Annotated in this window: 20 protein-coding genes, 1 pseudogene and 1 other annotated feature; of the genes and pseudogenes, 4 read left to right on the top strand and 17 right to left on the bottom strand. The window is 35.9% G+C overall.

What is annotated here, in order from left to right; translation table 11 throughout:
• The first annotated feature begins 25 nt into the window (after nucleotides 1-25).
• Nucleotides 26-520, top strand: coding sequence for a thiol peroxidase (gene tpx, locus DKL56_RS04190; protein WP_074425299.1), 495 nt, complete (start codon nucleotides 26-28; stop codon nucleotides 518-520).
• A 684-nt stretch (nucleotides 521-1,204) separates the two neighbouring features.
• Here tpx and galE read toward each other — a convergent pair.
• The 8 genes and pseudogenes from galE to prmA form a co-directional block, all read right to left on the bottom strand.
• Complete coding sequence (gene galE / locus DKL56_RS04195) at nucleotides 1,205-2,221, bottom strand: UDP-glucose 4-epimerase GalE (protein WP_442570785.1); 1,017 nt, start codon at nucleotides 2,219-2,221, stop codon at nucleotides 1,205-1,207.
• Between the two features lie 442 nt (nucleotides 2,222-2,663).
• Nucleotides 2,664-3,164 (bottom strand): annotated as a pseudogene (locus DKL56_RS04200) (NUDIX hydrolase).
• Nucleotides 3,165-3,232: 68 nt separating this feature from the next.
• Nucleotides 3,233-5,077, bottom strand: a complete 1,845-nt coding sequence (gene aspS, locus DKL56_RS04205; protein WP_109715521.1) for an aspartate--tRNA ligase — start codon at nucleotides 5,075-5,077, stop codon at nucleotides 3,233-3,235.
• 8 nt (nucleotides 5,078-5,085) lie between these two features.
• Nucleotides 5,086-6,372, bottom strand: coding sequence for a histidine--tRNA ligase (gene hisS / locus DKL56_RS04210; RefSeq protein WP_109715522.1), 1,287 nt, complete (start codon nucleotides 6,370-6,372; stop codon nucleotides 5,086-5,088).
• Nucleotides 6,373-6,642: 270 nt separating this feature from the next.
• Nucleotides 6,643-7,080, bottom strand: coding sequence for a D-aminoacyl-tRNA deacylase (gene dtd / locus DKL56_RS04215; protein ID WP_109715523.1), 438 nt, complete (start codon nucleotides 7,078-7,080; stop codon nucleotides 6,643-6,645).
• Nucleotides 7,080-9,317, bottom strand: coding sequence for a RelA/SpoT family protein (locus DKL56_RS04220; RefSeq protein ID WP_046306966.1), 2,238 nt, complete (start codon nucleotides 9,315-9,317; stop codon nucleotides 7,080-7,082). Before DKL56_RS04220 ends, dtd begins: the two co-directional genes overlap by 1 nt.
• Before the next feature lie 14 nt (nucleotides 9,318-9,331).
• Nucleotides 9,332-9,685: a hypothetical protein gene (locus tag DKL56_RS04225; protein WP_239440567.1), complete on the bottom strand. Its 354-nt coding sequence runs from the start codon at nucleotides 9,683-9,685 to the stop codon at nucleotides 9,332-9,334.
• Between the two features lie 59 nt (nucleotides 9,686-9,744).
• A complete protein-coding gene (gene prmA / locus DKL56_RS04230; RefSeq protein ID WP_109715524.1) occupies nucleotides 9,745-10,689 on the bottom strand; it encodes a 50S ribosomal protein L11 methyltransferase in 945 nt (314 codons plus the stop codon).
• Between the two features lie 60 nt (nucleotides 10,690-10,749).
• Here prmA and DKL56_RS04235 point away from each other — a divergent pair, with 60 nt between their 5' ends.
• Together DKL56_RS04235 and DKL56_RS04240 are read left to right on the top strand one after the other, a co-directional pair.
• Nucleotides 10,750-11,250: an aminoacyl-tRNA deacylase gene (locus DKL56_RS04235; RefSeq protein WP_046306970.1), complete on the top strand. Its 501-nt coding sequence runs from the start codon at nucleotides 10,750-10,752 to the stop codon at nucleotides 11,248-11,250.
• A 125-nt stretch (nucleotides 11,251-11,375) separates the two neighbouring features.
• Nucleotides 11,376-12,323, top strand: coding sequence for a sugar-binding transcriptional regulator (locus DKL56_RS04240; protein ID WP_109715525.1), 948 nt, complete (start codon nucleotides 11,376-11,378; stop codon nucleotides 12,321-12,323).
• Nucleotides 12,324-12,446: 123 nt separating this feature from the next.
• Here the strand turns inward: DKL56_RS04240 and DKL56_RS04245 are convergent, their stop codons facing one another.
• The 7 genes from DKL56_RS04245 to DKL56_RS04275 form a co-directional block, all read right to left on the bottom strand.
• On the bottom strand, nucleotides 12,447-13,376 hold the full coding sequence (locus DKL56_RS04245) for an L-lactate dehydrogenase (protein WP_109715526.1): 930 nt from the start codon (nucleotides 13,374-13,376) through the stop codon (nucleotides 12,447-12,449).
• A gap of 114 nt (nucleotides 13,377-13,490) precedes the next feature.
• Nucleotides 13,491-14,888 (bottom strand): flavocytochrome c, encoded by a 1,398-nt coding sequence (locus DKL56_RS04250; protein ID WP_109715527.1) that lies wholly within the window; start codon nucleotides 14,886-14,888, stop codon nucleotides 13,491-13,493.
• An 18-nt stretch (nucleotides 14,889-14,906) separates the two neighbouring features.
• Nucleotides 14,907-16,310 carry a class II fumarate hydratase gene (locus DKL56_RS04255; RefSeq protein ID WP_109715528.1) on the bottom strand — a complete coding sequence of 468 codons (1,404 nt, stop codon included), beginning with the start codon at nucleotides 16,308-16,310 and terminating at the stop codon, nucleotides 14,907-14,909.
• Nucleotides 16,311-16,497: 187 nt separating this feature from the next.
• Complete coding sequence (locus DKL56_RS04260) at nucleotides 16,498-18,543, bottom strand: copper-translocating P-type ATPase (protein ID WP_109716039.1); 2,046 nt, start codon at nucleotides 18,541-18,543, stop codon at nucleotides 16,498-16,500.
• A gap of 124 nt (nucleotides 18,544-18,667) precedes the next feature.
• Nucleotides 18,668-20,047, bottom strand: coding sequence for a branched-chain amino acid transport system II carrier protein (gene brnQ, locus DKL56_RS04265; RefSeq protein WP_109715529.1), 1,380 nt, complete (start codon nucleotides 20,045-20,047; stop codon nucleotides 18,668-18,670).
• A gap of 141 nt (nucleotides 20,048-20,188) precedes the next feature.
• Nucleotides 20,189-20,427: a binding site (T-box leader), on the bottom strand.
• Nucleotides 20,428-20,479: 52 nt separating this feature from the next.
• Nucleotides 20,480-21,118 carry a copper homeostasis protein CutC gene (locus DKL56_RS04270; protein WP_109716040.1) on the bottom strand — a complete coding sequence of 213 codons (639 nt, stop codon included), beginning with the start codon at nucleotides 21,116-21,118 and terminating at the stop codon, nucleotides 20,480-20,482.
• Between the two features lie 22 nt (nucleotides 21,119-21,140).
• The gene (locus DKL56_RS04275; protein WP_109715530.1) at nucleotides 21,141-22,094 is read right to left on the bottom strand and encodes a glycosylasparaginase; all 954 of its coding nucleotides are present in this window, start codon (nucleotides 22,092-22,094) and stop codon (nucleotides 21,141-21,143) included.
• A gap of 186 nt (nucleotides 22,095-22,280) precedes the next feature.
• Here DKL56_RS04275 and DKL56_RS04280 point away from each other — a divergent pair, with 186 nt between their 5' ends.
• On the top strand, nucleotides 22,281-23,162 hold the full coding sequence (locus DKL56_RS04280; RefSeq protein ID WP_109715531.1) for a LysR family transcriptional regulator: 882 nt from the start codon (nucleotides 22,281-22,283) through the stop codon (nucleotides 23,160-23,162).
• Nucleotides 23,163-23,220: 58 nt separating this feature from the next.
• On the opposite strand, the gene DKL56_RS04285 is transcribed toward DKL56_RS04280, so the two are convergent.
• Together DKL56_RS04285 and DKL56_RS04290 are read right to left on the bottom strand one after the other, a co-directional pair.
• Entirely contained in the window at nucleotides 23,221-23,943 is a 723-nt protein-coding gene (locus tag DKL56_RS04285) for an MIP/aquaporin family protein (RefSeq protein ID WP_109715532.1), read from the bottom strand.
• Nucleotides 23,944-24,148: 205 nt separating this feature from the next.
• Nucleotides 24,149-24,910 carry an SLAP domain-containing protein gene (locus DKL56_RS04290; RefSeq protein WP_109715533.1) on the bottom strand — a complete coding sequence of 254 codons (762 nt, stop codon included), beginning with the start codon at nucleotides 24,908-24,910 and terminating at the stop codon, nucleotides 24,149-24,151.
• Nucleotides 24,911-25,008 lie beyond the last annotated feature (98 nt).

Consider the following 25,008-nt stretch of genomic DNA (forward strand, 5'->3'; position numbering starts at 1 on the left):
TTATTTATATAAGGGAGATTTATTAATGAAAATCACAAGAAAAAATGAGCCATTAACTACTAATGGTCAACCACCTGTTGTTGGTGAAAAGTTACCTGATTTTGAAGTTAAAAAGGCTGATGGATCAGTAGTTAAGATGGCTGATTTAATTACTAAGCCAACTTTGATTAGTGTTGTGCCAAACATTAACACTAGTGTCTGCAGTATTTCAACCAAGCGCTTTAATGGTGAAGTAGATAAGTATGAAGGCATTGACTTCTATACTGTTTCTACTAATACTCCTGAAGAACAAAAAGACTGGTGTGCTGCTGAAGGTGTTGCTAAAATGGAGCTACTATCAGATGAACAGCTTGACTTTGGTAAGAAGATGGGATTATACATTGAGTCAGCTGGTGTTGATTCTAGAAGCATCTGGATTGTTGATGGCAATCAAGAAGTTATCTATCAAGAACTGATTCAAGAAATGACTAATGAGCCAAATTACAGCGCCGCTTTAGCTTTCTTAGATAATTTGAAGTAAGAAAAAAGCAACTTGCTATTGATGTGAACCCTAAATTAGGACATTTTATATTAGCTGTTAACTGAGGACTAACTACGATATTCAATCGAAGTTAGTCCTTTTAGCTTGATTGTTGATTAATTTTAATTCTGGTGACCTTGAGGAGCGACTTATTATGATAACATCAATCAAACCACACAGCGATTCATAGAGAAATCCCCTAAGCGTTGGCTAATTGAGCTGTGAAAATGGATATCATGATGTTAAACTCAAAAATGTAACGCCTCATAACAAAAGTACAAAAGTGAAGGATTAATCAATTAGGAAAATGGTCGTTTTGAGCAAGATAACGAGCTAGCAAGCGTTTTCTTCGTCATCTTTAAAAGTAATTAGGGATTTAAGATAAAACTAAAAAGACTAACACAATCTGAATATCAGGTGTTAGTCTTCATTTATAATATTAAGCTTGTCTTAGATTTAGAAATATATCAAATTCTTGCGGCATTTTTTAAGTCATTATAGGAAATAACAATCCAAAATTTAACAGACGTATTAAATTTTGGATATGTTACAAAATACCCCCTATTTGCTAGAGACATTCTGTCCATTTCCGCTATTCATAAAGGATAAGGTGTCAATTCACAGTTTTTATTTTGTTACTTTACCATTTTAAATCATCAAAATCTACATTTGATTCAATCATAGTTATTTACTTTCATAGCCATTAGGATGGCTTGATTGCCATTTCCATGTGTCTCTACACATTTCATCTAAATTCTTTGTTTGCTGCCACTTTAATAAATGATTGGCTTTTTTAGAATCAGCTCTTAACTCTGGAACATCCCCTGGTCTTCTTCCGATAATTTCATAGTTTATTTTTTTACCAGTACACTTTTCAAACGCATGAACAATATCAAATACGCTATATCCTGACCCACTGCCTATATTGAAAACCTCATAACCATTAGGAGATTCATCTAATTTTCGAAGTGCACACACAAAGGCTTCCGCTAAATCCATTACATGCAAATAGTCTCTAATACAAGTGCCATCTTTGGTAGGATAATCATTTCCAAATACTTTCAATTTTTCAATTTTTCCAATAGCAACTTGAGCAATAAAAGGAGCTAAATTTTTTGGAATTCCACTAGGCTCTTCCCCAATTTCTCCACTCGGATGAGCACCTAAAGGATTGAAAAAGCGTAAACTAATTGAATTTAGTTTTTCTTTTGACAAATCTTTCATAATACTTTCAATTATAGCCTTGGTATTAGCATAAGGGCTTTCAGGCTTTATCGCTTCATCTTCTGTAATAGGAATTTTATTAGGGTCTCCATATACAGTTGCTGATGAAGCAAATACAAAATTATTGATATTAAATTCTTTCATTACGCTCAATACATTCAATGTACTAATCAAGTTATTATCATAATACATTAAAGGATTTTTTACTGACTCACCAACGGCTTTGTATGCAGCAAGATGAATTACTGCATCGAATTTATTTTCAGCAAATACATTTTCTAGCTCTGCTTTATTTAACAAATCAATTCTATAAAACTTTGCAGTTTTTTTCGTTAGTTTTTTAATACTATCTAATACTTCAACACTAGAGTTGCTCAAATTATCTATAACTGTAACTTCATAACCACTTTCCAACAGTCTTAAAACTGTATGGGAGCCTATATATCCTGTTCCACCTGTGACTAAAACTTTATTTATTTTCATAGTTGTTTTACCTCTATTTTTAATTCGGATATTTTTGTTATAACACTTGCAATATAGTATTTATAGTTACCAAAAAGATTAAAAACTTCCGGTCCACTATCGACATAATCAACTATGATATTCTTAGAAAGACCATCTAATTAGAATCTTTGTAGCAGGATGAATAAATATCTTCTTCTGCTGACTCACAACTCAGTATGTCCTGTATTCTCTCTAAATAATTCATATAAAAAATTTTATCATTTTGTTAAATAGTCCGCAATTTATAGTTTATTTTGGTTTAATAATTATATATTGTTGCAAACACAAGATTTCTTGATTTCAGTACAAGTAAAATTAGGTGAAAAAGGCATGCTTATTAAGGAATAAAAAATGCAAATTAAATTTGTCCTAAATTTTGGGGATCACTGCATTAGCAAGTTGATTTTTTTGTGCTTTAAAAAACAGCTTTTTTAAGTATTGGCCATTTTTTAAATGTTTGATCTGCTAGACTAAACGAATTTCTTTTAAGTAAATATTCTTTAGCCTTCAATACTAATGGCGAAGAGTTTTCCAAGTTAAGCTGATCTAGACTCACTCTGACTGCACCCAATGCATCTTGACCTTCAAACTGGTCAACTTCTGCTGCTAAACTACCATCAGTTTTAGTTACTTCATAAAAAACACAAATATGTTGATTGAAATGCCATTTTTCGTAATCTCATGGATATCTGAATGAAGTTACTCCAATTTGGTGAAAATCTAAAACACTAAGTCCCGTTTCTTCTTTCACCTCACGAACAAGGGCATGGTTTAATTCTTCCCCATTTTCAAGACTACCACCGGGTAAGTCATAGCGATTAATATAAGGCCCTCCTAATTTCTTTATTACAACTAAGTCCTTTTTATTACCAATAATACCGTAACAGCCAAATGCACGATGATATTTTTCAGTCATTAATCTAATCCTCCTTTTTTTAAGTAACAAAAAAGCATGAAGTACATTTTCATGCTTTTCATTAATCTTTATTCTTCCCAAGTTGAATGAGATGCATAGTCTTTCATTGCCTGTTCTTGCAGCTTGGCATCAATTTGGGCAGCAGCTTCACGGTACTGATCTTCTACCTTAACACCTAAGTCAGTTAACTGCTGTTCGGCTACAGGTGCCGGTGCATGCATCATTGGTTCAGAGGCATTTGCATTCTTAGGGAAAGCAAGTACATCACGAATATTATCTTTTTCGGCAAGGAGCATTGCAAAACGATCTAATCCAATTGCTAAACCAGCATGTGGAGGAAATCCCATGTCTAGGGCTTCAAGTAAGTAGCCAAATTGTTCATAGGCACGCTTCTTAGTAAAGCCCAGTGCTTTAAACATTTTTTCTTGGATTGAACGCTTATGGATACGGATTGAACCACCGCCAAGTTCATCACCATTCATTACGATATCGTAACTACGCGCATGTGCCTTATGTGGATCCGTATCAAGTAGTTCAATACCCTCATCGTCAGGCATCGTAAATGGATGGTGAGCAGCAATCCATCTACCAATTCCTTCATCATATTCAAATAATGGCCAGTCAACCACCCAGACAAAATCAAATTCATGCTTAGGAATAATATCTGTTTCTTTAGCAAACTCACGACGCAAGTGGTCAAGTGAGTCACAACAAACCTTCCACTTATCAGCTACGAAGACAAGAAGCTCTCCACCTTCAAGGCCAAATTCCTTAATTAGTGCACTCTGATTTTCATCATTCAAGAAGCGTGCAATTGGACCAGAAAATTCGCCATCTTCAAATTTAACCCAAGCTAGACCTTTAGCATGGAAGCGTTTGATGTAATCTTGTTTCTTTTCAATTTGCTTACGCGAATATGCCTGCGCACCATTTTTAACAGCTATTCCCTTAACAAAGCCGCCATCAGCGATTGCACCTGAAAAGACCTTAAAATCACTATCTTTAAAAATAGGACTTAAATCATGAATTAACATATCAAAGCGAATGTCAGGTTTATCAGTACCATAATTATTCATTGCGTCAGTCCATGAAATACGGTCAATTGGAGTCTTCAAATCAATTCCCATAACATCTTTCATGATCTTTTTGAGCAAGCCCTCAGTATAATCCTGTACTTGTTGCTCATCAGTAAATGAAGTTTCCATATCAATTTGGGTAAATTCAGGTTGACGATCTCCTCGTAAATCTTCGTCACGGAAACATCTTGCTAGTTGGTAATACTTATCAAAACCTGCACCCATTAATAGTTGCTTGAATAATTGTGGTGATTGAGGTAGAGCGTAAAAACTTCCAGGATAAATTCGTGAAGGAACTAAATAATCACGTGCCCCTTCAGGAGAAGACTTACCTAATACAGGAGTCTCAATATTAATAAATCCGTTTTGATCGAAATACTCATGGGTAGCTTGTAAGATTTTTGCCCGCAAAATAATTGCTGATTGTAAGTTAGGACGACGCAAATCTAAGTAACGATACTTTAATCTAGTTTGTTCGCTTACTTCAATATTATCCTTAATTTCAAATGGTGGGTTTTGTGACTTGTTTAAAACAATGATTTCACTGGCATCAACTTCAACTTCACCAGTTTTCATTTCGGGATTAACACTGGAGCGCTTAACCACTTTACCCTTAACTTGAATAACGTATTCGTTACCAAGTGAGTCTGCTGCTTCCATTAATTCTTTACCAGAATCATGGTTAACAACAACTTGAACAATTCCTTCCCGATCACGTAAATCAATGAAAACAAGGTTACCCAAGTTCCGAACGCGTTGAACCCAGCCATAAAGATTAACTTCTTGGTTTAAATAGTCAGCGGTAATGTTGCCACAATAATTTGTTCTTTTTTCCATTATTTATATTAGTCCTTTAATTTTGCTATATTTTCTTGCATGTTCTCAATATCACTAAACTTTAAATCTAGTGTTTTACCATCTTGTAGGCGTTTAATATTCAAAGTTTCGTTTTCAACTTCCTTTTCGCCAAGGGTAATTACATATTTAGCGTGAACTCGATCAGCTTTTTTAAATTGAGCTTTAAGCTTCTTTTGGTCAACATCGTATTGCACTTTAAAGCCTTGCTTGCGTAGTGCACGTGCAATTTCTACTGTCTTAATTTCAGTCCCTTCACCAATATTAGTAATGAAAAAGTCAATTCCTTCATCAGTAAATAGTGCTGGATTTTGCTTTTGAAGTACAAGCATTAGTCTCTCTTCGCCTATACCAAAACCAACAGCTGGTGTAGCAGGGCCATCGAATTCTTCAACTAGGTGGTTATAGCGACCGCCACCCAAAATTGTTGATTTAGATTGCCAAATACTCTTGTCCTCAACCATGAATTCAAAAATCACGCCAGTATAATAATCAAGCCCACGTACTAGATCATTATCAATTACATACTTGATGTCTAACTGATCCAGCATTGCCAGAATTTTGTCAAAGTTTTCCTTTGCCTCATCGTTGAGATAGTCGATGATCTTAGGAGCGTCATCCAAAAATTGTTGATCTTGCTCATCTTTTGAATCTAGAATTCTAAGAGGGTTTTTCTCCAATCTTCTTTTTGAATCATCAGATAATTGATCTCTTAATGGTTCAAAGTAGTTAACAAGAGCATCGTGATAATTTTGACGAACTTCTTCATTGCCTAGTGTGTTAAGGTGCAATTCATAATTCTTCACACCTAATTTAGCTAGCAAATCATGAGCTAATACAATTGTTTCGACATCTGCCAATGGATTGTCGGAGCCAAAGCTTTCAATACCAATTTGATGAAACTCGCGCTGACGTCCTGCTTGTGGTCGTTCATAGCGGAATGTTGACTCAATATAGTAAACATTAAGCGGTTTAACAACCTCGGGTGCATAAAGCTTATCTTCGACGTAAGCTCTAACTACACCGGCAGTTCCCTCTGGCCTTAAGGCAATATGTCTCCCACCTTTATCATTAAAGTCATACATTTCTTTTTCAACTACATCGGAAGTTTCACCACTCGAACGAGAAAAAACTTCGTAGTTTTCAAAACTAGGTGTACGAATTTCACGGTAATTTGCCTGTTTAAAAAAATCACGCAGGATTTGTTCTACTTTTTCCCAAGAACCAGATTGGTCTGGTAGAATATCAACTGTTCCTTTCGGCTTTTGTACTTTCATTTAATCATCCTTCTAATAAAAAAAGCGCCCTTGAATAAAATCAAGGGCGCTCTGAGTTAGCACGGTACCACCTTTTACCTGCTGCGAATAACGCTCGCGAAACGATTTATTATCTGGTAAAGGGGTCACAGTTAGCTTTTATCCGTTTTTTCAGCTCAATCCACGGTCTCTGTCAATAAAAATGCTAATCTTCAGTCTTTGTCATTGATAATTCTTTTTTAAGAATATATTTTTGCTGTAAAAATGTCAACTAGATTTAGGTTGAACTTCTTATAAATCTAAAACAATAGTAAACGGACCATCGTTTTCAAGGCTTACTTTCATATCTGCACCAAATTCTCCGGTTGCAACTTCTAAACCATTATCTTCAAGTTCTTGGTTAAAAGCTTCCCAAAGTTCTTTGGATTTTGGCGGTCGCATAGCTTCAATAAAGCTCGGACGATTTCCTTTTTTGGTATCCGCAAGTAAAGTAAATTGACTAACACTCAAAATTTTACCGTCAACGTCGTTAATGCCTAAATTTGTTTTGCCATTCTCATCTTCAAAAATACGCATTTTAGAGATTTTAGCAGCTGCTTTTTTGACTGTTTCTAGGTTATCTCCTTCTTTTAGGCCAACGAGTAAAAGAAGACCTTTTTCAATTTTACCAACGGATTCTCCGTCAATTTTAACATCTGCATGATTAACTCTTTGAATTACAACTCGCATTAATTATCTGCCCTTCTAGTTTCATAAACATCTGGAATGTCGCGTAATTTGGCTAAAATACGATCTAACTTAGCTGAGTTATTAACCGCAACTGTAGCATAAATATGGGCAATGTTGTCCTCATTCACTTTACCAGAAAGATTATTAATATTTGGAGTCAATGAGTTTAGCATCGTAATCACATCACTAAGTAATTTGCTGCGATTATAGCCAAAAACTTCAATATTTGCGTTAAATGATTGTGCGCTACTTTCTTCTACGTTTTCCCATTCAACTTCAATTAGGCGCCCTTGACTATCTTTATTATTTGCAATGTTGCGACAATCACTTCGGTGGATAGTAACTCCACGTCCTTTAGTAACGTAACCAACTATGTCGTCTCCTGGAACCGGATTACAGCATTTGGCTAAATGAAGCATTAGGTCACTGATTCCTTGAATCATCACACCATTTTTATGCTTGATTTTCATTGTCGCAGAACTATTTTTGGCATTTGACTCTGAAACTGCCTTTTGACCGGAATTTAAAATTTCTTCTTCAAGCTCTTTTTGTCGTTTTCGCTCATTTTCATGCCGTATATCAGCAGTCAACCGGTTGACGACACTGATTGCCGAAAGATCACCAAATCCAATAGAAGCGTACATTTCATCGACCGTGTGATAGTTCATGTCTTCCAATAATTTATCGATATGTTCCTTATCCATAAATTCTTTAGGGGCAAAACCTTGCTCACGCAAATTGTCGGCTACCATTTGCTCGCCTTGTTCTATGCTATTTTCACGGTCAAGGTTTCTAAAGTAGCGTCTAATCTTATTACGTGCACGAGATGTTTTTACAAGATCAATCCAGTCACGTGAAGGGCTGGCATTGGACTGAGTCATGATGTCAATGACGTCGCCGTTTTTCAACTTGTAATCAAGTGGAACAAGTTTGCCGTTAACCTTAGCGCCAACAGCATGACTACCAACTTGAGTGTGGATTTCATAGGCAAAATCTAGAGTTACAGAACCTTTTGGTAATTCGTATACCTCACCTTTTGGTGTGAAAACATAAACACGATCAGAAAAAATCTCGCTCTTAACGCTTTTCATGAATTCACTGGCATCTTGAGTTTCATCTTTAAGCTCAAGAATTTCACGCACCATGTCAAGCTTTTCATTAGAATCGGTTTGCTCAACTCCGTTAAAGTTGCCACGTTTATATGCCCAGTGTGCGGCAACACCGTATTCAGCAACTTCATGCATTTGCTCAGTTCTAATCTGAATTTCAAGTGGACGCCCACCAGGCCCAATAATTGTGGTATGGAGTGACTGGTAGCCGTTAACCTTAGGTACGGCAATGTAGTCTTTAAAGCGTCCTGGCATTGGCTTCCATTTAGTGTGAACTGCACCCAGAACAGCATAACAATCTTTGACAGTATCCACGATAACGCGCACAGCTAGTAAGTCATAGATTTCATTGAAATCCTTATGCTTATTAACCATTTTTTTATAAATGGAATAAATATGTTTTGGACGTCCTTGAATGTCGTACTTGATTCCTAAGCTATCTAAACTACTTTTCAAGGTATTTATCGTATCATTGATATAGTTTTCGCGTTCACTTCGCTTTAAACTCATCAAATTAACGATGCGGTAATATTCCTTAGGATTTAAATAGTGAAAACTCAAGTCTTCAAGTTCCCATTTAATTGTTCCAATACCCAAACGATCAGCAAGTGGCGCATAAATGTCCATCGTTTCTGAAGCAATACGCCGTTGCTTATCAGGTCTTAAATGCTCAAGCGTATGCATATTGTGTAAACGATCGGCTAGTTTAACCATAATTACACGAATATCTTTAGCCATTGCGATTAACATCTTTCGGTGGTTTTCGGCTAAAAACTCTTGGTGAGACTTGTACTCGTATTTATTTAGCTTGGTCACACCGTCAACAATAAAAGCAACGTCTTTTCCGAATTTTTCTTTTAATTCATCATTAGTTACATCTGTATCTTCAACAGTGTCATGTAAAAAACCTGCAGCGATTGTATCTGGATCAAGACCTAAATTAGCTAATGTACCAGCTACCTGAGTTGGATGGACAATATACGGTTGTCCAGAAGCACGTTTCTGGTTTGCGTGCGCTTTCTTTGCAAATTGATATGCCTCTTCGATAAAAGCAATCTGCTCATCATCGAGATATTTTTTACAGGCATCAATTACCTGCTCATGCGTCATTTCAACGTATTTTGACATCGAATCCGCCCCTTCTATTTATAGATTTGTCTATCCATCAAGCCAAAGACTTCAAAAATTAGATAAATTAGTCCAAATAACAGGTTGTATTTTGCATATTTTAATAATACTAGTAAACAAAAACAAACCGGTAAAAAAAGCAGCCAATATGGCTTCAGGGTAAGTGTTTTAATTAACTTTCCTACTTGATAGCTGACCGCGCAATTAAAAACTCCAAATAATAAACCTACACGCCAAATTGTTTGAATTCTTAATAAACTACATAAGAGAGGCAAAACAAGTACTAAACATGTCCACCAAATAATCGGCATCGGTTTATGTTGATTCATTTTTTTAATTAGTGCTATTTGTTCTAATTTATCAATCAATTCTTTTTCCTTACTTAACTTAATTAAATATTATAGTACTTTTTATCTAAATTTAACTTTTATTTTTCGATACGCTCGATTACCAATCCAACCCAACGATCCTGTTGCATTGTTAGAACAATGTGGAAGCCGCTTTTAATAAGTGCTTCTTTGATTTTATCTAATTGTAAATAATCAATCCCAGAAAAAATTACTTGCCCATTTTCATTCAAATGTTCATCTAGTTGCGGGATTAAGTCGAGCAAAATTTCCGCTAAAATATTAGCAACGATAATATCAAATTTTCCATGGACGTCTTTTAATAAACTTGCTTTTCTAACCTCAATATTACCTATGTGATTAAGTGCAATATTAGTCTGTGCTGATGTAACTGCCTCATCTGAAATGTCTGTTGCTTCAACTTTGTTTGCGCCAAGAAGTGAAGCAGCAATTGCTAAAATTCCAGATCCAGTTCCAACATCAATCACACTCTTAGGCTCAATAAGCGCACGTTCTAGGCCCATCATTGCTAGCTGAGTTGTCTTATGTCCGCCAGTACCAAAAGCCAAGCCTGGATCCAAATTGATTAATTTTTGATCAGGAAATTTTGGTTGATAATTTTCCCATTCTGGAACAATTGCCAAATGACGCGAAAAATTGATTACATGATAGAATTTTTGCCAAACCGTATTCCAGTCTTTGTCTTCAATATAAGAAGAACTGATTTGATTTAAGCCTATGTCTAAACCATAAGACTTTAACTCCGTTAATTTAGCTTGATAACTTTCAATTAAACTATCGCGGTCCGCATCTTCATTAAAATATGAAAAGAACTCTAAATCCTCAGGCAAATTTTCAATTTCATCAAGTTGTACAACGGTTGAATCTCTCTGCTCACCTGCATTTTCAAAATCAGAGCGTTTACGTGTTTCAGTGCCTAGGCATTTCAATTCGTCTTGACTAAATACAGTAAGCGCATCTTCGACTTCATGGCTTGTTTCTATTTTTATAACTAATAATTTCATGACAAAACTCCCTTTTTCAACCACCCTCATCAATGCTAATATTTAACTAAGGTGATAATTATGTCTAAGAAGAAAAATAATATTGAAAAAACGTTAGTAGAAAAAATACTTGAACGCAACAATATATCTTATCGTCCAGCAAAATTTGCTACACACGAAGATTCTGGTGGTGTAGCGCAAATGGATACATCTATTTTAAACGAGAATGAACATTTGGTCTATAAGACACTTGTTTGTTCAGGCAATAAGACCGGTCCTCTAGTTGGGGTTATTCCTGTTACTGAGCATTTAAGCATGAAAAAGCTAGCTAAAAATTCAGGTAACAAAAAATGCGAATTGCTTCCTTTAAAGGATCTTGTGAAAACTACCGGTTATGTTCACGGTGCCAATACGCCAATTGGAATCCATTTTAATCATCATTTTCCAATTTTTCTTGATTCAAGTATGGAAAAAGAAACGGAAATTGCGGTTTCGAGTGGAAAAATTGGCAGGAGTGTTTTTTTAAATCCAAATGATTTACAAAAAATTACCGCTGGAACCTTCTGTGATATACTCGAATAGAAAATAAGAGTATTAAATGTATTTTTTTAAATTGTTATTTTAAGCCAAATCCCGTTTTTAATCTAGAATGAAGCGCTTTTTTCGAATATAATTTAAAAATAAGATCAAAGATGAGGAATCTAAAAATGACATTATTAACAGATGACCAGCTTGCCAATATTGCACATGACTATTTTTTAAGTCAAATGAATATTGCAGATATATCAGAGAAATATAACTTATCGCGTTATTTGATTACAAAGTCACTTGAAGACGCAAGAAACAAGGGCATTGTAAAAATTAGTATCGCGCAAACACCAAAAAGATCGCAAAAACTGGAAAGTGAATTTCGAAAGCAATTCAATCTAAAGGAAGTTTACATCCTAGAAGATCTGGAAACCAAAAACCAAGATAATGAAGTAATTGTTAGCTATGCTGCAAAGCAAATTCAAAATTATACAAAGTCTGCGCACGTAGTTGGTTTAACGTGGGGCGCACTTTTACGCGATGTTATTAACGACTTTTCTGAAGTTAATCGTGAGGATTTAACATTCGTGCAGCTCCTAGGTCAAGCTGTCAATGCAGGAAAAAGGAAAAATCAATTGGTGCAGGAAGCTGCAGACAAATTTAATGCTAAATGTTTAACTTTTCCTGCTCCACTTTATTCTGTTAATACAAGTACAGTAACAGAATTAAAGAAAGAACCATTTTATATCCACGCCGAAGAAATGTTTGACCAACTTGACATGGTCTGTGCAAGCCTTGGAACTATGCAATCTCTTGATTCTAACGAGTTTTTTATGGATAATTATGCTAAAAGCGTCTTGCAAAATGTTGATAGTCATCAAGTGGCAGGGATTGTTTTCGGTCGTCCCTATGACATTAATGGTAACTTTTACAAACCAATTGAACCACATATTTGCGGCATTAATTTAGATACTTTAATGCAGGTACCTAATCGTTTTATCATCGTAAAAAATCATTTCAAAGAAGATGCACTTCTTGGAGCACTCAGAGGCGACATGATTACGCATCTGATAACCAATAGTGGAATCGCTGAACAAGTTTTACGTAAAAATAAAAGCTTTAGTTGAAGCCTTTTAGCAAGTCATTATAACAAAAGTGGGGACAGGCGATGCTTGTCCCCACTTTTTTGTTTAACTTTTAATCATTTTCCTGCATTAAAAGTTTTTACTTACGTTTCATAATCAGCTGTATTAGTATAGTTCAATACCATCTAAAATTTTCTGCATTCTATCAGCAGAATCGACCATTTTTGCTAATTCTCTTTCAGATAGTTTGGTTTCAATTACGCTACTAATTCCAGTACCATCAATCACTGCAGGAGTTCCCAAATACAAATCATGTTTAATACCATACTCACCATTTATTGGCGCTGATAAAGGTAAAACAATTGCCTTATTTTCCAAAATAGCACCAACAATTTTCGCTAGCATCATTGCTATGCCATAAAAAGTTGCCCCTTTGTTTTTGATAATTTCCCCACCTTTTTGACGAATGTAACTTTCAATATTACATAAATCTGACGAAGTCAGTTCACTAAATTTGGATAATGGTTTACCATCAACAACCGTTTCGTCAAAATTCTCAAATGAGGTGTCACCATGTTCTCCCAGCACAATAGAAGTAATTTCTTTGACAGATAAATTCAGTCTTTTTGCCAACTCAACTTTTAGTCGAGCTGAGTCTAGTGAAGTACCTGTACCAATAACTTTATTCTTAGGAAAACCGGAAAGTCTTTGCGTTATGGTGGTCAATATATCAACAGGATTCGCAGAAACGACAAATATACCATCAAAACCAGATTCCACAATGGGTTGAACGATGCTCTTTAAAATCTTAACATTCTTATTGACTAAATCTAACCTAGTTTCACCTGGTTTTCGTGGCACACCGGCTGTAATAACTACAACATCTGCATCCTTTGCATCAGTATATTCGCCTGCATGAATATTACATGAACCAACAAATGGAGTAATATCCTCAAGATCCATTGCATCTCCAATTGTTTTTTCTTTAACCACGTCTGTTATCACTAATTCATCAACTTGAGTATTTTGCAAAAGGTCGTTGGCAAAAGTTGAACCGACTGCTCCATCACCAACTAGTAAAACTTTTCTCGACATAACTTGTATTCCTCTCAAATATGTATTATATAGCTCTTTACAAAATATGATGTATAGAGCTAACTTCGTAAAAAATGCTTAGCACTAGGCTAAGCACTTTTTGGTTTAAATAAACTATTTATTATTTCTTACGTAATCAGTCATCTGCATACCCGCTTGGCGGCCAAAAATCACTGTTTCAGCAATTGAATTTCCACCAATTCGATTATTTCCATGAAGCCCACCAGAAACTTCACCAGCTGCATATAGGCCCGGAATCACATTACCGTCAGTATCTAAGACCTCAGTCTTCGGAGTGATATGAATTCCGCCCATGGTGTAGTGAATGGCAGGATTAATGTGAATAGCAAAGAAAGGTCCCTTTGTAATTGAGCGATCCATTCCTGTAGTTCTACCAAATTGAGCGTCATTCTTTTGATTAATAGCATCATTCCAAGTATCGACAGTTGTCTGAAGATTATCACCATCAACATCAATTGCTTGCGCAACTTCTTGTAATGTATTTCCATGGCTAACCAGACCAACATGATCATAAAATTCGACTGCAGTAAAGTTTTCTCTGATGCCTTGATCAAATATTAGATATGCTCCTCCTTCATGCAAATCATTTATTGCATTGGAAACAATTTTTCTAGTATTCATTTCGTTAACAAACCTTTTACCAGATTTATTAACCAAAATTGCTCCTTCACCACGTAAGCCTTCACCAATTAAATACACGTGATCAGTATCGGTCTGTGCAGTTGGATGAACTTGAATAAAGTCCATTTGTTCAAGCTGTGCATCAACTTCTTCAGCTAGTTTTAAGCCATCGCCTGTTGCTCCAGGCTGATTAGTAGTTTTAAAATCAACCAAATCAGGACGATACTTTTTGATAAGTTCTTTAGAAGAACCAAAACCACCACTTGCTAGTAAAATTGCCTTAGCATTTACTGTTTTAGTACCCGCAGGTGTTTCAACTTCAACACCAGTAACTCTTTGCTTATCAGCACGGATCAGTTTCGTCACTTTAGTATTGTTAAACACAGGAATATTTTCTTTTTGAATCTGTTCAAGCGCACCTGATACAAGATAATTACCTACTGGAGCCATTGAAGCGGGACGATGAGCTCTCTTTTTACTCATTCCTCCTGTAATTGTCAGATTAGTTAATTCAATTCCATGATCACTTAACCAATCAATTGCTAAAGCTGAGTGATCAACAAAATAGCGAAGTAGTTCTGGATCGTTCAAACGTCCCCCACCCTTTAACGTTTCCTCATAAAAGTCTTCTTTGTTATCAATGATACCTTCATTGATTTGAACAAGACTTTCAGAAGCATTCATTCCAGATGAAGCCCGATTAGTGTTACCACCAAGTTCAGGGTTTTTCTCAAAAACGGCTACTTTTAATCCTAATTCATTTGCTTGAATTGCAGCAGTAAGTCCTGCTCCACCCGCGCCAATAATTACAGCATCGTACTCATTGGCAATCTCAGAACTATCATTGGGTGTAAAAACAAATTTAGCCATCAAATTCCTCCTGTAAATTTAATCTTCTGGTTCTGTTCGATCAATATTAGTCATTTGCATGTAATCCATCCATTGATCGTATTGTTCCTCTGTTAACTCGCCACTCTTCAAAGCTGCTTCTTTAAGCGTTGTTCCTTCTTTATCTGCAGCTTGTGCAATCTTAGCCGCAGCATGATAACCAATATGAGGTGACAATGCAGTAACTGTCATCAATGAATTTTCTAGTAATTCATCCATCTTTTCTGAGTTAACTGTTAAGCCAGCAACCATCTTGTCGGCAAAGCCTTCAATTGTACCTGTCAAAATATCGCATGAATCTAAAAATGCAGCAATCATGACTGTCTTAAAGACATTCATTTCGAAGTTTCCTTGTGAAGCAGCGAAAGTGATTGTTGTATCATTACCAAAAACTTTAGCAGCAGCCATGGTCACTGCTTCAGCTTGAGTTGGGTTAACTTTACCAGGCATAATTGAAGAACCTGGTTCGTTAGCAGGAATGTTTAATTCATGATAAGCAGCTCTTGGACCCGAAGCTAAGAAGCGAATATCTTGCGCAATTTTAAACATATCTGCTGCTAGAGTCTTTAATGCTCCATGAACAACATCAATACCAGAATGATGAGCTAAGCCCCAGAATTTGTTGGTCTTAACTTTGAACTCATGACCGTAAACTTCGGATAATTTAGCAACAATTTTTTCTGTCATACCTGGAGCAGCATTCAGTCCAGTACCAACAGCCGTACCACCAATTGCTAATTCATATAAAGTAGGTTTTAACTCTTGAATGTATAATAAGTCATGTTTCAGAGCAGAAATATAGCCAGAGACTTCTTGACCAAAGGTAATTGGAGTTGCATCTTGCAAGTGCGTACGTCCTACTTTTACAGTCTTCCAGTATTTATCTTGCTTAATCTTTAATTCGTCAATTAAATGCTGAATAGCTGGCTCTAACTTATCAAGTGCTTCAACAGCTACGATATTCATTGCAGTAGGATAAGTGTCATTAGAAGATTGACCACGGTTAACATCATCGTTTGGCAAAATATTTAAGCCAGGGTGTAATTTATTAGCTAAATTGGCAACAACTTCATTAACATTCATATTGCTTTGAGTACCAGAACCTGTTTGCAATACGTGAAGTGGAAAATCTTTACGCAAATCTTCATCATTTAATTGTAAAAGATGATCAACTGCATCTTCAATTGCTGCACCTTTTTCTTCTGGTTCATCGCCTACTTCGACATTTGACTCAGCAGCAGCCTTTTTCAGGTTTAAAAATGCACGAATAATTGCCAGCGGCATGAGTTCTCCACTTGGAAAGTTATTTCGACTTCTTTCTGTTTGGGGTCCCCATAATGCGTCCTTAGGAATTTTTACAGGACCAATAGTGTCACTTTCAACACGGTATTTTTCTTCGCTCATTTGCTTCTCCTTTTTAACTTATATTTCTATTCTAACTGAAAAATATTTCTTTCGCGACCTCACTATTTATGATACGCGTTATTTAATTTTTGTTCAATATTTTTAAAATCAAAGTGCTATCATTTTAATTATTTAAAAAGTTAATAAAAAACAAAAGGCACCTTTCTTTAGATGCCTTTTAATAGTTTTATATTCGGATTGTTTCCGCATTGATAGCCACAATCACAGTTGAAAGCGACATTAAGATTGCGCCAACTGCTGGTGGGAGAAGAATTCCAATTGGAGCTAAAACACCTGCAGCAAGTGGTAAGGCTATAATGTTATAGCCGGCTCCCCACCATAAATTTTCAACTGTCTTTTTCTGTGTGTTTTTAGCTAGCTTTAAAAAATTGATGATATCAATTGGATTACTATTAACCAAAACGACATCAGCAGAATCAATTGCAACATCTGTTCCTGTACCAATAGCTACACCGATATCAGCTTTTGCTAAGCTAGGAGCATCGTTAATTCCATCCCCTACCATCATTACCTTATTGCCATTAGCTTGATACTTTCCGATAATTTTTTGTTTATCTTCTGGCAAAAGCCCTGAGTAAACTTCTGTAATTCCCAGCTTTTCTGCAATACTATCCGCAACATTTTCATTATCGCCAGTTAACATTACTGGAATAATGTTTTGGGCTTTAAGTTCTTTAATTAGTGAAATTGCTGTTTTCTTGACTTGATCACCAACTGCAACATAACCGAGCAGTTTTGCGTCCTGTAAAAGATAGCTTACCGTATAATCAGCAGCAGATATTCTAGGAAAATTATTAACTAAAGAACGAGCGGTTTTTTCATTGACTAATTGATAATCCTTGCCATTAATTGTTCCAGTAACACCTTTACCCGAAGCAGTTTTGCTATTTGATAACGGTAAAAGACTAATTTTCTTTTCATCGGCAAATTGCAAAATACTCTTTGCAATTGGATGCGTTGAATCTTGTTCAAGCGAGGCAATTAATCTTAATACACCTTCCTTATTGATTGTTTGGTTTAGTGTATCAAACTGACGAACCTGAAATTTTCCTTCAGTAAGTGTACCCGTCTTATCCATTACAACATATTTAATTTTTTGACTAATACCAATTACATTGCGGTTTCGAATCAACAGTCCATTTTTTGCACCAATTGACATGCTTTTTGCATTTACAAGGGGAATAGCTAAACCTAATGCATGTGGACAGGCAATGACTAGCACTGTAACCATCCGCTCCAGTCCGTTACTTATTCCTTTTAAACTAGTCCAGACAATTAGAGCAATGACACCAATAATTAGTGCTGCATAAAACAACCAACCGGACACGCGATCTGCCAAATTCTGTAAATTAGATTTATTCATTTGCGATGACTGAACTAACTTGTTTACGTTTGCCAAAAAGCCTGAGTTAGCTGAACTGGATACCTTAACTACAATTGTGCCGGAACCATTGATTGAACCACCGATCACTTTATCATTAACTTTGCGTGTTACACTTTGTGATTCACCTGTAACCAAGGATTCATTAATATCGCTGGAACCATTAATGATAATTCCGTCTAATGGTATGCTCTCACCTGGTTTAACTAAAACAATTGCATCCTTTTGCACATCGTTAATTGAAACATCTTTTGTCTGACCATTATCTTGAAGATGGACCTTATCTGGTAATAATTTAGCTAGGTCATTTACTGAACTATTTGCACTCATCATGGAAGACATTTCAATCCAATGACCTAATAACATAATTAAAATTAGGGTTGCCAATTCCCAAAAAAAGTCCATTACCTGATTTTGATTATGTAAGATATTGTTTTCCACAAAAGCATAGATACTATAAACATACGCCGTAACAATACCAAGGGAGATTAAGGTCATCATTTCAGGTCTTTTTGCTTTTAACTCATAAAAAGCACCTTTTAAAAATGGTTCGCCACCATAAAAGAATAGGATAGTTGCAAAAAGAGCTACTATCCATTCAGAACCGTTAAAAGAAAATTGAAAAGGCAAACTAATTCCCATTGCTGGTGATAGAAACAGTATCGGTAATGCAAGCACTAGAGAAATCCAAAATTTTTGTTTTAGATTTCCCATGTCCATCATCTGATTTCCGTGCATCATCATGTTGCCACCACTCATTTGCATTGATGAGTGGTGCATTTTTGTCCCAGACTGAGCACTTTTATTTTTACCTTGCTTGCCCATATTCATATCGTTCAAAATAATTAGCCCCCACTTCTTTTTACATCAATTTAATTAACTCTTTAAGTTAAATCTACTTTTATCAAGCAGTGATGTCAAAGAAGAGGCTCTAAAAGTTGAACTATATGAATGGTTAAGCATCTTGCAATTTAGCTTTGTGATAAAAGTGAACAGCAAAACCAATTGCCAGCCCAAGAACAGTTGGAATAACCCAATCCATACCAATGTCTGAAAATGGTAAGAAACGATATTGAATCGATTTTAGTGCTAATGCCCAGCCCTGTTGACTAATTGCTGGAGGAAATGACGCAAGCATATCAAAAATAGCTGGAATTAGTGTTAACCCCACTCCCCAATAATAAACAACTGGATCATAATCAAAAAGAGTACCTGAAATTGACAAAATGATTAAAACCATTGCAATTGGATATAAAAACATCAACATTGGTGTGGACCAAGCAATAATCGTATCTAAGCCAAAGTTAGCCGTGATAAAGGAAACAAATGTCATGATAGCAAGCCATGCGTGATAGCTAATCTTTTTGAAACTACGGTGAAAGTCTTGCGCAAATGCTGCAATTAAACCAACAGCAGTAGTCAAACATGTGAGTGTAACTAGAGTTGCAAGAAGTGCATGGCCAACATCCCCTAAATAATAAGTAACGATTTGATTAAACGTTGTTCCACCCTCGGGCGCAATTTTAAAGTGATTTAATGTAGTTGCACCTAACCAAATTAAGCCGATATAGATAACCCCGATCGCACTTGTAGCAATCACACCTGCTCTCGCGGTTACCTTAGCATTACTCTTAGCAGATGTCTTACCTAATTGATTAACGGCAGACACAATCGTATAACCGAAAGCAAGACCAGCTAAAGCATCCATTGTGTTGTATCCTTGCAAGAAGCCGTTAAAAAATGGCATTGCTTGATAAGCAGCCGTAGCACTTTGATTTTTAGCAGCACCCATTGGCGAATGAGCTGCAAGTAAAAATACCGAGAATAATAAGACTAGAAATAGTGGGTTTAAAACTTTTCCAATACTGCTTAAAATGGTTGATTGCTTATATGCAATGATAAAAGCTAAAATAAAGAAAATAGCCGAAAAAATTAATAAACTAATTTTCGCATACTTTTGTGGCAGCACTGGTGCTAACCCGACTGAAAAAGAAATGCTCGCAGTACGTGGTGTTGCAAATAATGGTCCTAGCGTCAAATGAATTAAAACCATAAAAATCAATGCAAATTTAGGCCCTAATGGCTTTCCAATATCATAAACACCTTTAGCATGACTAGCACTAATCGCTAAGACAGCCAGTAATGGCAACAAAACCGCTGTCACTAAAAAGCCAAAAGTTGCCATCCCCCAATTTGCTCCAGATAATTGGCCCAAATGGATTGGAAAAATTAAATTTCCAGCTCCAAAAAACAAACCAAATAATAAAGATGCGACTACTAAGTAATCCTTCCAACTTAATGGCTTTTTATTAATATCGTCTTTAAATTCTTCCATTTTACTCTCCTACCTTTTCATATTTCTGTATGTCTTCAATAGATTTCTACTTTAAAAAATACTTTTCATTTCTCTCACTTTCTAGCATGTACTTTAGCTTTGAACTTTGTAAAAACCAATAAAAAAAGCACCCTGATTTTCATCAAGGGTGCTTTAGCACGGTACCACCTATTTTACCAACGAACAAAATGTCGTTAGGTCACTTCACGTACGGCATAACTGCGATACGCTAACACGATAATGGGTGTCACCAATATTAGCTACTAAAATTCACCATATAGCTCAAAGTTACTTTCAGACTACTCTCACGGTTCATTTTCAGCAAACAGAACTCTCTAATACGCTTTAAATAATCTTACTCTTCTTTTCATTGCTTTTTATATTAATTGTATTTTAATTATTGTCTTATTTTTTGTCAATAATTTTTTGGCGTTAGCTCACGATTTTCGTCCCGTGCATTTGAGTAACATCGAGGTCTCTAGCTACTTTAGCTATGTTTTGAGCAGTTATTCCACCACCAGGAAGAATTTCAATTTTATTTTTAGCCCAATTAATAATTTCTTTTAAGTGAGGATAATTATCGAAAATAGTTTGCTCTAAACTGCCCCCGTGCGTCAAAATGCGTTTAACTTTTTTAGAACTTAACCAATCAATAGCATTTTGTTGCTGATTCTCAGCTATCTCGTCAAAAGCCATGTGCATAACAACTTCTAAATCAAGGACATGAGCTAGTTGAATCAATTTACTCATATTTTCTTGATCCAAATCACCATTCATATCAATACACCCAAAAGTAACACCGTCTGCTCCTGCCAGTGAAGCCATTTCAATATCTGAAAGCATAATGGCTATTTCATCTTTTGTATAAACGAAATTACCTGCTCTAGGTCTAATCATTACCACCACTGGGATATTCAAGTTATGCGCATATTCCACGACTTTTTTAGTTACTCCAAATGAGGGTGTCGTACCACCAGCAGCCAAATCATTATTAAGTTCAATTCGGTTGGCTCCTTCGGCAATCACTTTAGGTACATTAGTAAAATTTTCAACGCAAGCTTCTTTTAACATTTTTAATCTTTTTCCATATTGCTTAATCAATTGTCGACTCTGTTCTCTTTTGGTAATCTGCCAACCACTTTTCCGTCATTGGGAAAATTTCAGTCTTATCTTTTGCCGCCTGTTGAGCAATCATGATTTTTGCCTCGTGTTTATTATCAGAAACACAAAAAGCAAACTCAACATTTGTTGCAACTCCCCATTCTCCTTTAGAGTTTAAGGCAATCAGCGAAATGGCATCACAACTTCCATAACGATTCTTTAAAGTTTTAGCAAAAGAAAACAGTGCCTGATCGCATGCATCTTGAGGTGACTGTCCCTCGGCCATTTTACGAACAATCTCGTAGGACAAGCATCCCTTCATAATATCCTCACCTAGTCCAGTTGCTGCAGCAGCACCAACTTGGCTATCAGCATAAAAACCTGATCCAGATAAAGGTGAGTCTCCAATACGCCCATCTTTTTTCATAAATAAACCAGATGTAGATGTTGCGGCTGCCATCGAGCCTTGCTGATCAAGCGTTACCGCACCAACTGTATCGTGGCCATCGTAGGCATGGAGTTGCTCCTGTTGATTAACATTTAGACGCTCTTGCCATTCTTTTTTGGCTTTTTCTGTTAGCATATTAGTCATTTCAAAACCATTTTTGGCAGCAAACTTCGTTGCGCCATCACCAACTAAGAAACTATTAGTTTTATTTTCACTTAATTTCCGCGCCACTGAAACGGCATTTTTAACATTTTCTATTGCAGCAACTGATCCTTGCGCAAATGTATCGCCATCCATAAAGCCAGCATCCATTTGCACTATGCCCTCTTCATTCGGCAAACCGCCAAAACCAACAGATTTGTAGTGTTCATTGTTTTCTACAACATTAATTAATTTTTCAACTGCATCACCAGCATTAATTCCTTTATCTAAAAGTACACTAGCTTCACTTAAGCCATCAAATGACATTCTCCAGGTTGATATTGCTGCCCAGGTCATAATTTTTCCTTCCTTTACCATTTCTTATCGTTAATCTTATACTAGGCCTAAAATTGTGACAAGCTAAAGACAAAAAAGGTCAAATAAAGCGTCTAGTAAGGAATATTTGCAAGTTTAACTTGAGTTTAATATAATCAGAAAAGATAGAGAATTATAAAAGTTATTGATTATAACTAGGAGATATATATGAACGAAAAAGATCTTCTATACTTTTGTAAACTAGTAGAGACTGGTAATTACACAGCAACCGCTGCTCTCTTTGATGTAACTCAACCAACTATCTCAATGGCAATCAAACGTCTATCTGAAAAGTTTGATGATCCACTAATTTTACAGAAAAACAGAAAAAGTAAAATTACACTAACAGCCGCGGGTGAAATGCTTTATGAAAAAGCTCAAATATTATTGCAGGACATGTCTAATATCAATTATGATGTTAGACACGCCAGCGATAAAAAACTGCGTCTGGCCTTTTCAGGTGAAGCTGGCAATTCTTACATTGCTGACATTATCATGAAGTTTTATCAGGCAGGCTTAACTGATTTAATTGATACCAATATTGAGCGTTCCACTAATGCGTTCGCTGAATTAAAAAATGGAAATGCTGACGTCGCTATTTATTCTTGGATGGTTCCAATTAACGATTCTGAGTATTTTATCCATAACCTAAACAGAACTGAATTAGTAATTATTACCAGTGAAACAAATCAGTGGAAAGATATTCATCAAATTAGTGCGGCGGATCTTAAAAATAGAAAATTTGTTGCACGTAGTCGTGGTTTCTTAACTAGAGAATGTCTTGAAGAAGTCGGTAAATTAGGTGATTTTATTCCTAATGTCATATACACTGCGCAAACAATGCAAACGGTGATAGACTTAGTTAAAAGAAATGTTGGTATCGCACTTGTGATGGAAAGTAGTCTTAAGGACCAAACTGGTGTACACGTTATCAGACTGAAGCCAGGACAAAAATTATATGCCTATATGCAAATTGCAATGCGCAAGAGCTTCGTACCAAACAAATATCAGAAAAAAGGAATTGACATATTGCGGCACTTTAAACCTTAGTTTTTATAAAGCAAACAAAAAGCACATGACTAGTTAAGTCATGTGCTTTTTTTGATTGTTAAGCTAACACATTAAATAATGAAGCAGCAAGTGCCCCACCAACTAATGGTGCTACAACTGGAACCCAACTGTAAGCCCAGTCTGATTGTCCCTTGTTAGCGATTGGCAATAACTGATGAGCCAATCTAGGACCAAAATCACGGGCTGGGTTTAAAGCAACACCAGTAGGTCCACCAAGTGATAAACAAACTGATGTAATTAAGAAACCAGCTAGTAAAGGATTTAAACCGGCAGCTAAGTCACCATTAGTCAATGCTAGCAATCCGTATACTAAAACGAAAGTAGCAATTGCTTCAGTGAAAAAGTTCCATGCATAGCTTCGAATTGCTGGAACTGTAGCAAAAGAGCCTAAAATTGCTTCTTGATCATCTGTTGTTTCTTTCCAGTGTGGGTAATAAGTTAACCATACTAAAATAGCTCCAACAAATGCACCTAGTACTTGTACCACAAAATAAGGTAGGACTGAAGACCATGGTAACTTATGAGCAATTGCCATTGAAAAAGTAACTGCAGGATTATAGTGGCCTAAACACAACCAACGTGCGCTATAAACGCTGAATGCTACAGCAAAACCCCAACCAAAAGCAATGACAATCCAACCTGCTCCTTTTGACTTAGACTTGTTTAAATTAGTTCCAGCACAAACACCGTCACCAAGCAAAACAAGCATTGCAGTTCCTAGAAATTCCCCTATTAACTGCATAGACAAACTATTATTCATTTTTCTTCTCCCACTTTTGTTATTTCTATAAATAAAATTTATAGAATAATATACTTCACAAATATATAGTATTGCATTGCCGTTACTTTGTAAACAAAATTTTGTATTGTGAAAGTATGTACTTGGAATTCAAATGCATATTCTATACAAATTTAGAATAAAAAAGGGTGCCTATTGGATAGGTACCCTTTTCAAGAGCGAAAGATTAGCCTGAAACAACTTTACCACTCTTATGATCTAAAACTGACCATTTTATATACAGTGAATCTGAAACCGCAACATATTTAACGCCCTTAATTTTTTTGGTTCTGAAAACTGTTACCTTTTTCCCTTTAGGTAAGTAAACTCTCATATTCTGCTTACCTTTACTGTCATATACATAGGCGTTCTTTTTTACTTTATACTGAACAGCCTTAAAAAGTTCAACATTATTAACCTTAATGTACTTACCCTTTTTGTTATACCCAATAAGAACTTTGTTATCTGGAGTTGTAACACCAGATACGGGAATAATTGTCCCCTTCTTTAGTTTGGCATTTTTAATACGCTTACCCTTTGCATCATATACATAGGAGTTTTTAGTCAACTTAGCAAGCTTCCCATTTAGGTTCATAGCCTTATTTAAGTCCGCGGTGTTAATAGGCTTCGAAGTTGTTGGCTTGGTTGTATCAGTTGTTCCGGTGGCAGGAGTCTTTGAGGTATCAGTTGTTCCAGTTTGACCTGTAGTAGAAGTCTTTGAAGTATCAGTTGTTCCAGTTTGACCTGTAGTAGAAGTCTTTGAAGTATCTGTTGTTCCAGTTTGACCTGCTGAAGGAGTAGTTGTAGTGGTATCCTTTTGATCTGTATTAGTAGTAGTTGATGTTGTGTTTGGATTAGTAGTTTCTGCTGCCAAAACTGGAGCAGTTGCACTTAAACTAACAGCAATTGAAGCTGCACCAACTAAGCTAAATAGCGTTTTCTTGTTCATATTTACACCTCATTAATAAAATAATCTTATTAGAATTAATTTTACTACATTAACGGAATTAATTCTTGTATTTAGAGTAATTAAAATTTTTATACTAT

The organism is Lactobacillus apis (assembly GCF_003150935.1).
In the GTDB taxonomy this organism is placed as follows: domain Bacteria; phylum Bacillota; class Bacilli; order Lactobacillales; family Lactobacillaceae; genus Lactobacillus; species Lactobacillus apis.

Excerpts from the sequence above, each read along its gene's own strand:
- DKL56_RS04250 (WP_109715527.1), bottom strand. The coding sequence starts at position 14,888 with ATGGCTAAATTTGTTTTTACACCCAATGATAGTTCTGAGATTGCCAAT.
- prmA (WP_109715524.1), bottom strand. The coding sequence starts at position 10,689 with ATGAAATTATTAGTTATAAAAATAGAAACAAGCCATGAAGTCGAAGAT.
- DKL56_RS04270 (WP_109716040.1), bottom strand. The coding sequence starts at position 21,118 with ATGTTAAAAGAAGCTTGCGTTGAAAATTTTACTAATGTACCTAAAGTG.
- DKL56_RS04240 (WP_109715525.1), top strand. The coding sequence starts at position 11,376 with ATGACATTATTAACAGATGACCAGCTTGCCAATATTGCACATGACTAT.
- DKL56_RS04290 (WP_109715533.1), bottom strand. The coding sequence starts at position 24,910 with ATGAACAAGAAAACGCTATTTAGCTTAGTTGGTGCAGCTTCAATTGCT.
- DKL56_RS04235 (WP_046306970.1), top strand. The coding sequence starts at position 10,750 with ATGTCTAAGAAGAAAAATAATATTGAAAAAACGTTAGTAGAAAAAATA.
- aspS (WP_109715521.1), bottom strand. The coding sequence starts at position 5,077 with ATGGAAAAAAGAACAAATTATTGTGGCAACATTACCGCTGACTATTTA.
- tpx (WP_074425299.1), top strand. The coding sequence starts at position 26 with ATGAAAATCACAAGAAAAAATGAGCCATTAACTACTAATGGTCAACCA.
- DKL56_RS04275 (WP_109715530.1), bottom strand. The coding sequence starts at position 22,094 with ATGACCTGGGCAGCAATATCAACCTGGAGAATGTCATTTGATGGCTTA.
- DKL56_RS04255 (WP_109715528.1), bottom strand. The coding sequence starts at position 16,310 with ATGAGCGAAGAAAAATACCGTGTTGAAAGTGACACTATTGGTCCTGTA.
- hisS (WP_109715522.1), bottom strand. The coding sequence starts at position 6,372 with ATGAAAGTACAAAAGCCGAAAGGAACAGTTGATATTCTACCAGACCAA.
- brnQ (WP_109715529.1), bottom strand. The coding sequence starts at position 20,047 with ATGGAAGAATTTAAAGACGATATTAATAAAAAGCCATTAAGTTGGAAG.
- DKL56_RS04260 (WP_109716039.1), bottom strand. The coding sequence starts at position 18,543 with ATGAATATGGGCAAGCAAGGTAAAAATAAAAGTGCTCAGTCTGGGACA.
- DKL56_RS04285 (WP_109715532.1), bottom strand. The coding sequence starts at position 23,943 with ATGAATAATAGTTTGTCTATGCAGTTAATAGGGGAATTTCTAGGAACT.
- dtd (WP_109715523.1), bottom strand. The coding sequence starts at position 7,080 with ATGCGAGTTGTAATTCAAAGAGTTAATCATGCAGATGTTAAAATTGAC.
- DKL56_RS04280 (WP_109715531.1), top strand. The coding sequence starts at position 22,281 with ATGAACGAAAAAGATCTTCTATACTTTTGTAAACTAGTAGAGACTGGT.
- DKL56_RS04245 (WP_109715526.1), bottom strand. The coding sequence starts at position 13,376 with ATGTCGAGAAAAGTTTTACTAGTTGGTGATGGAGCAGTCGGTTCAACT.
- DKL56_RS04220 (WP_046306966.1), bottom strand. The coding sequence starts at position 9,317 with ATGTCAAAATACGTTGAAATGACGCATGAGCAGGTAATTGATGCCTGT.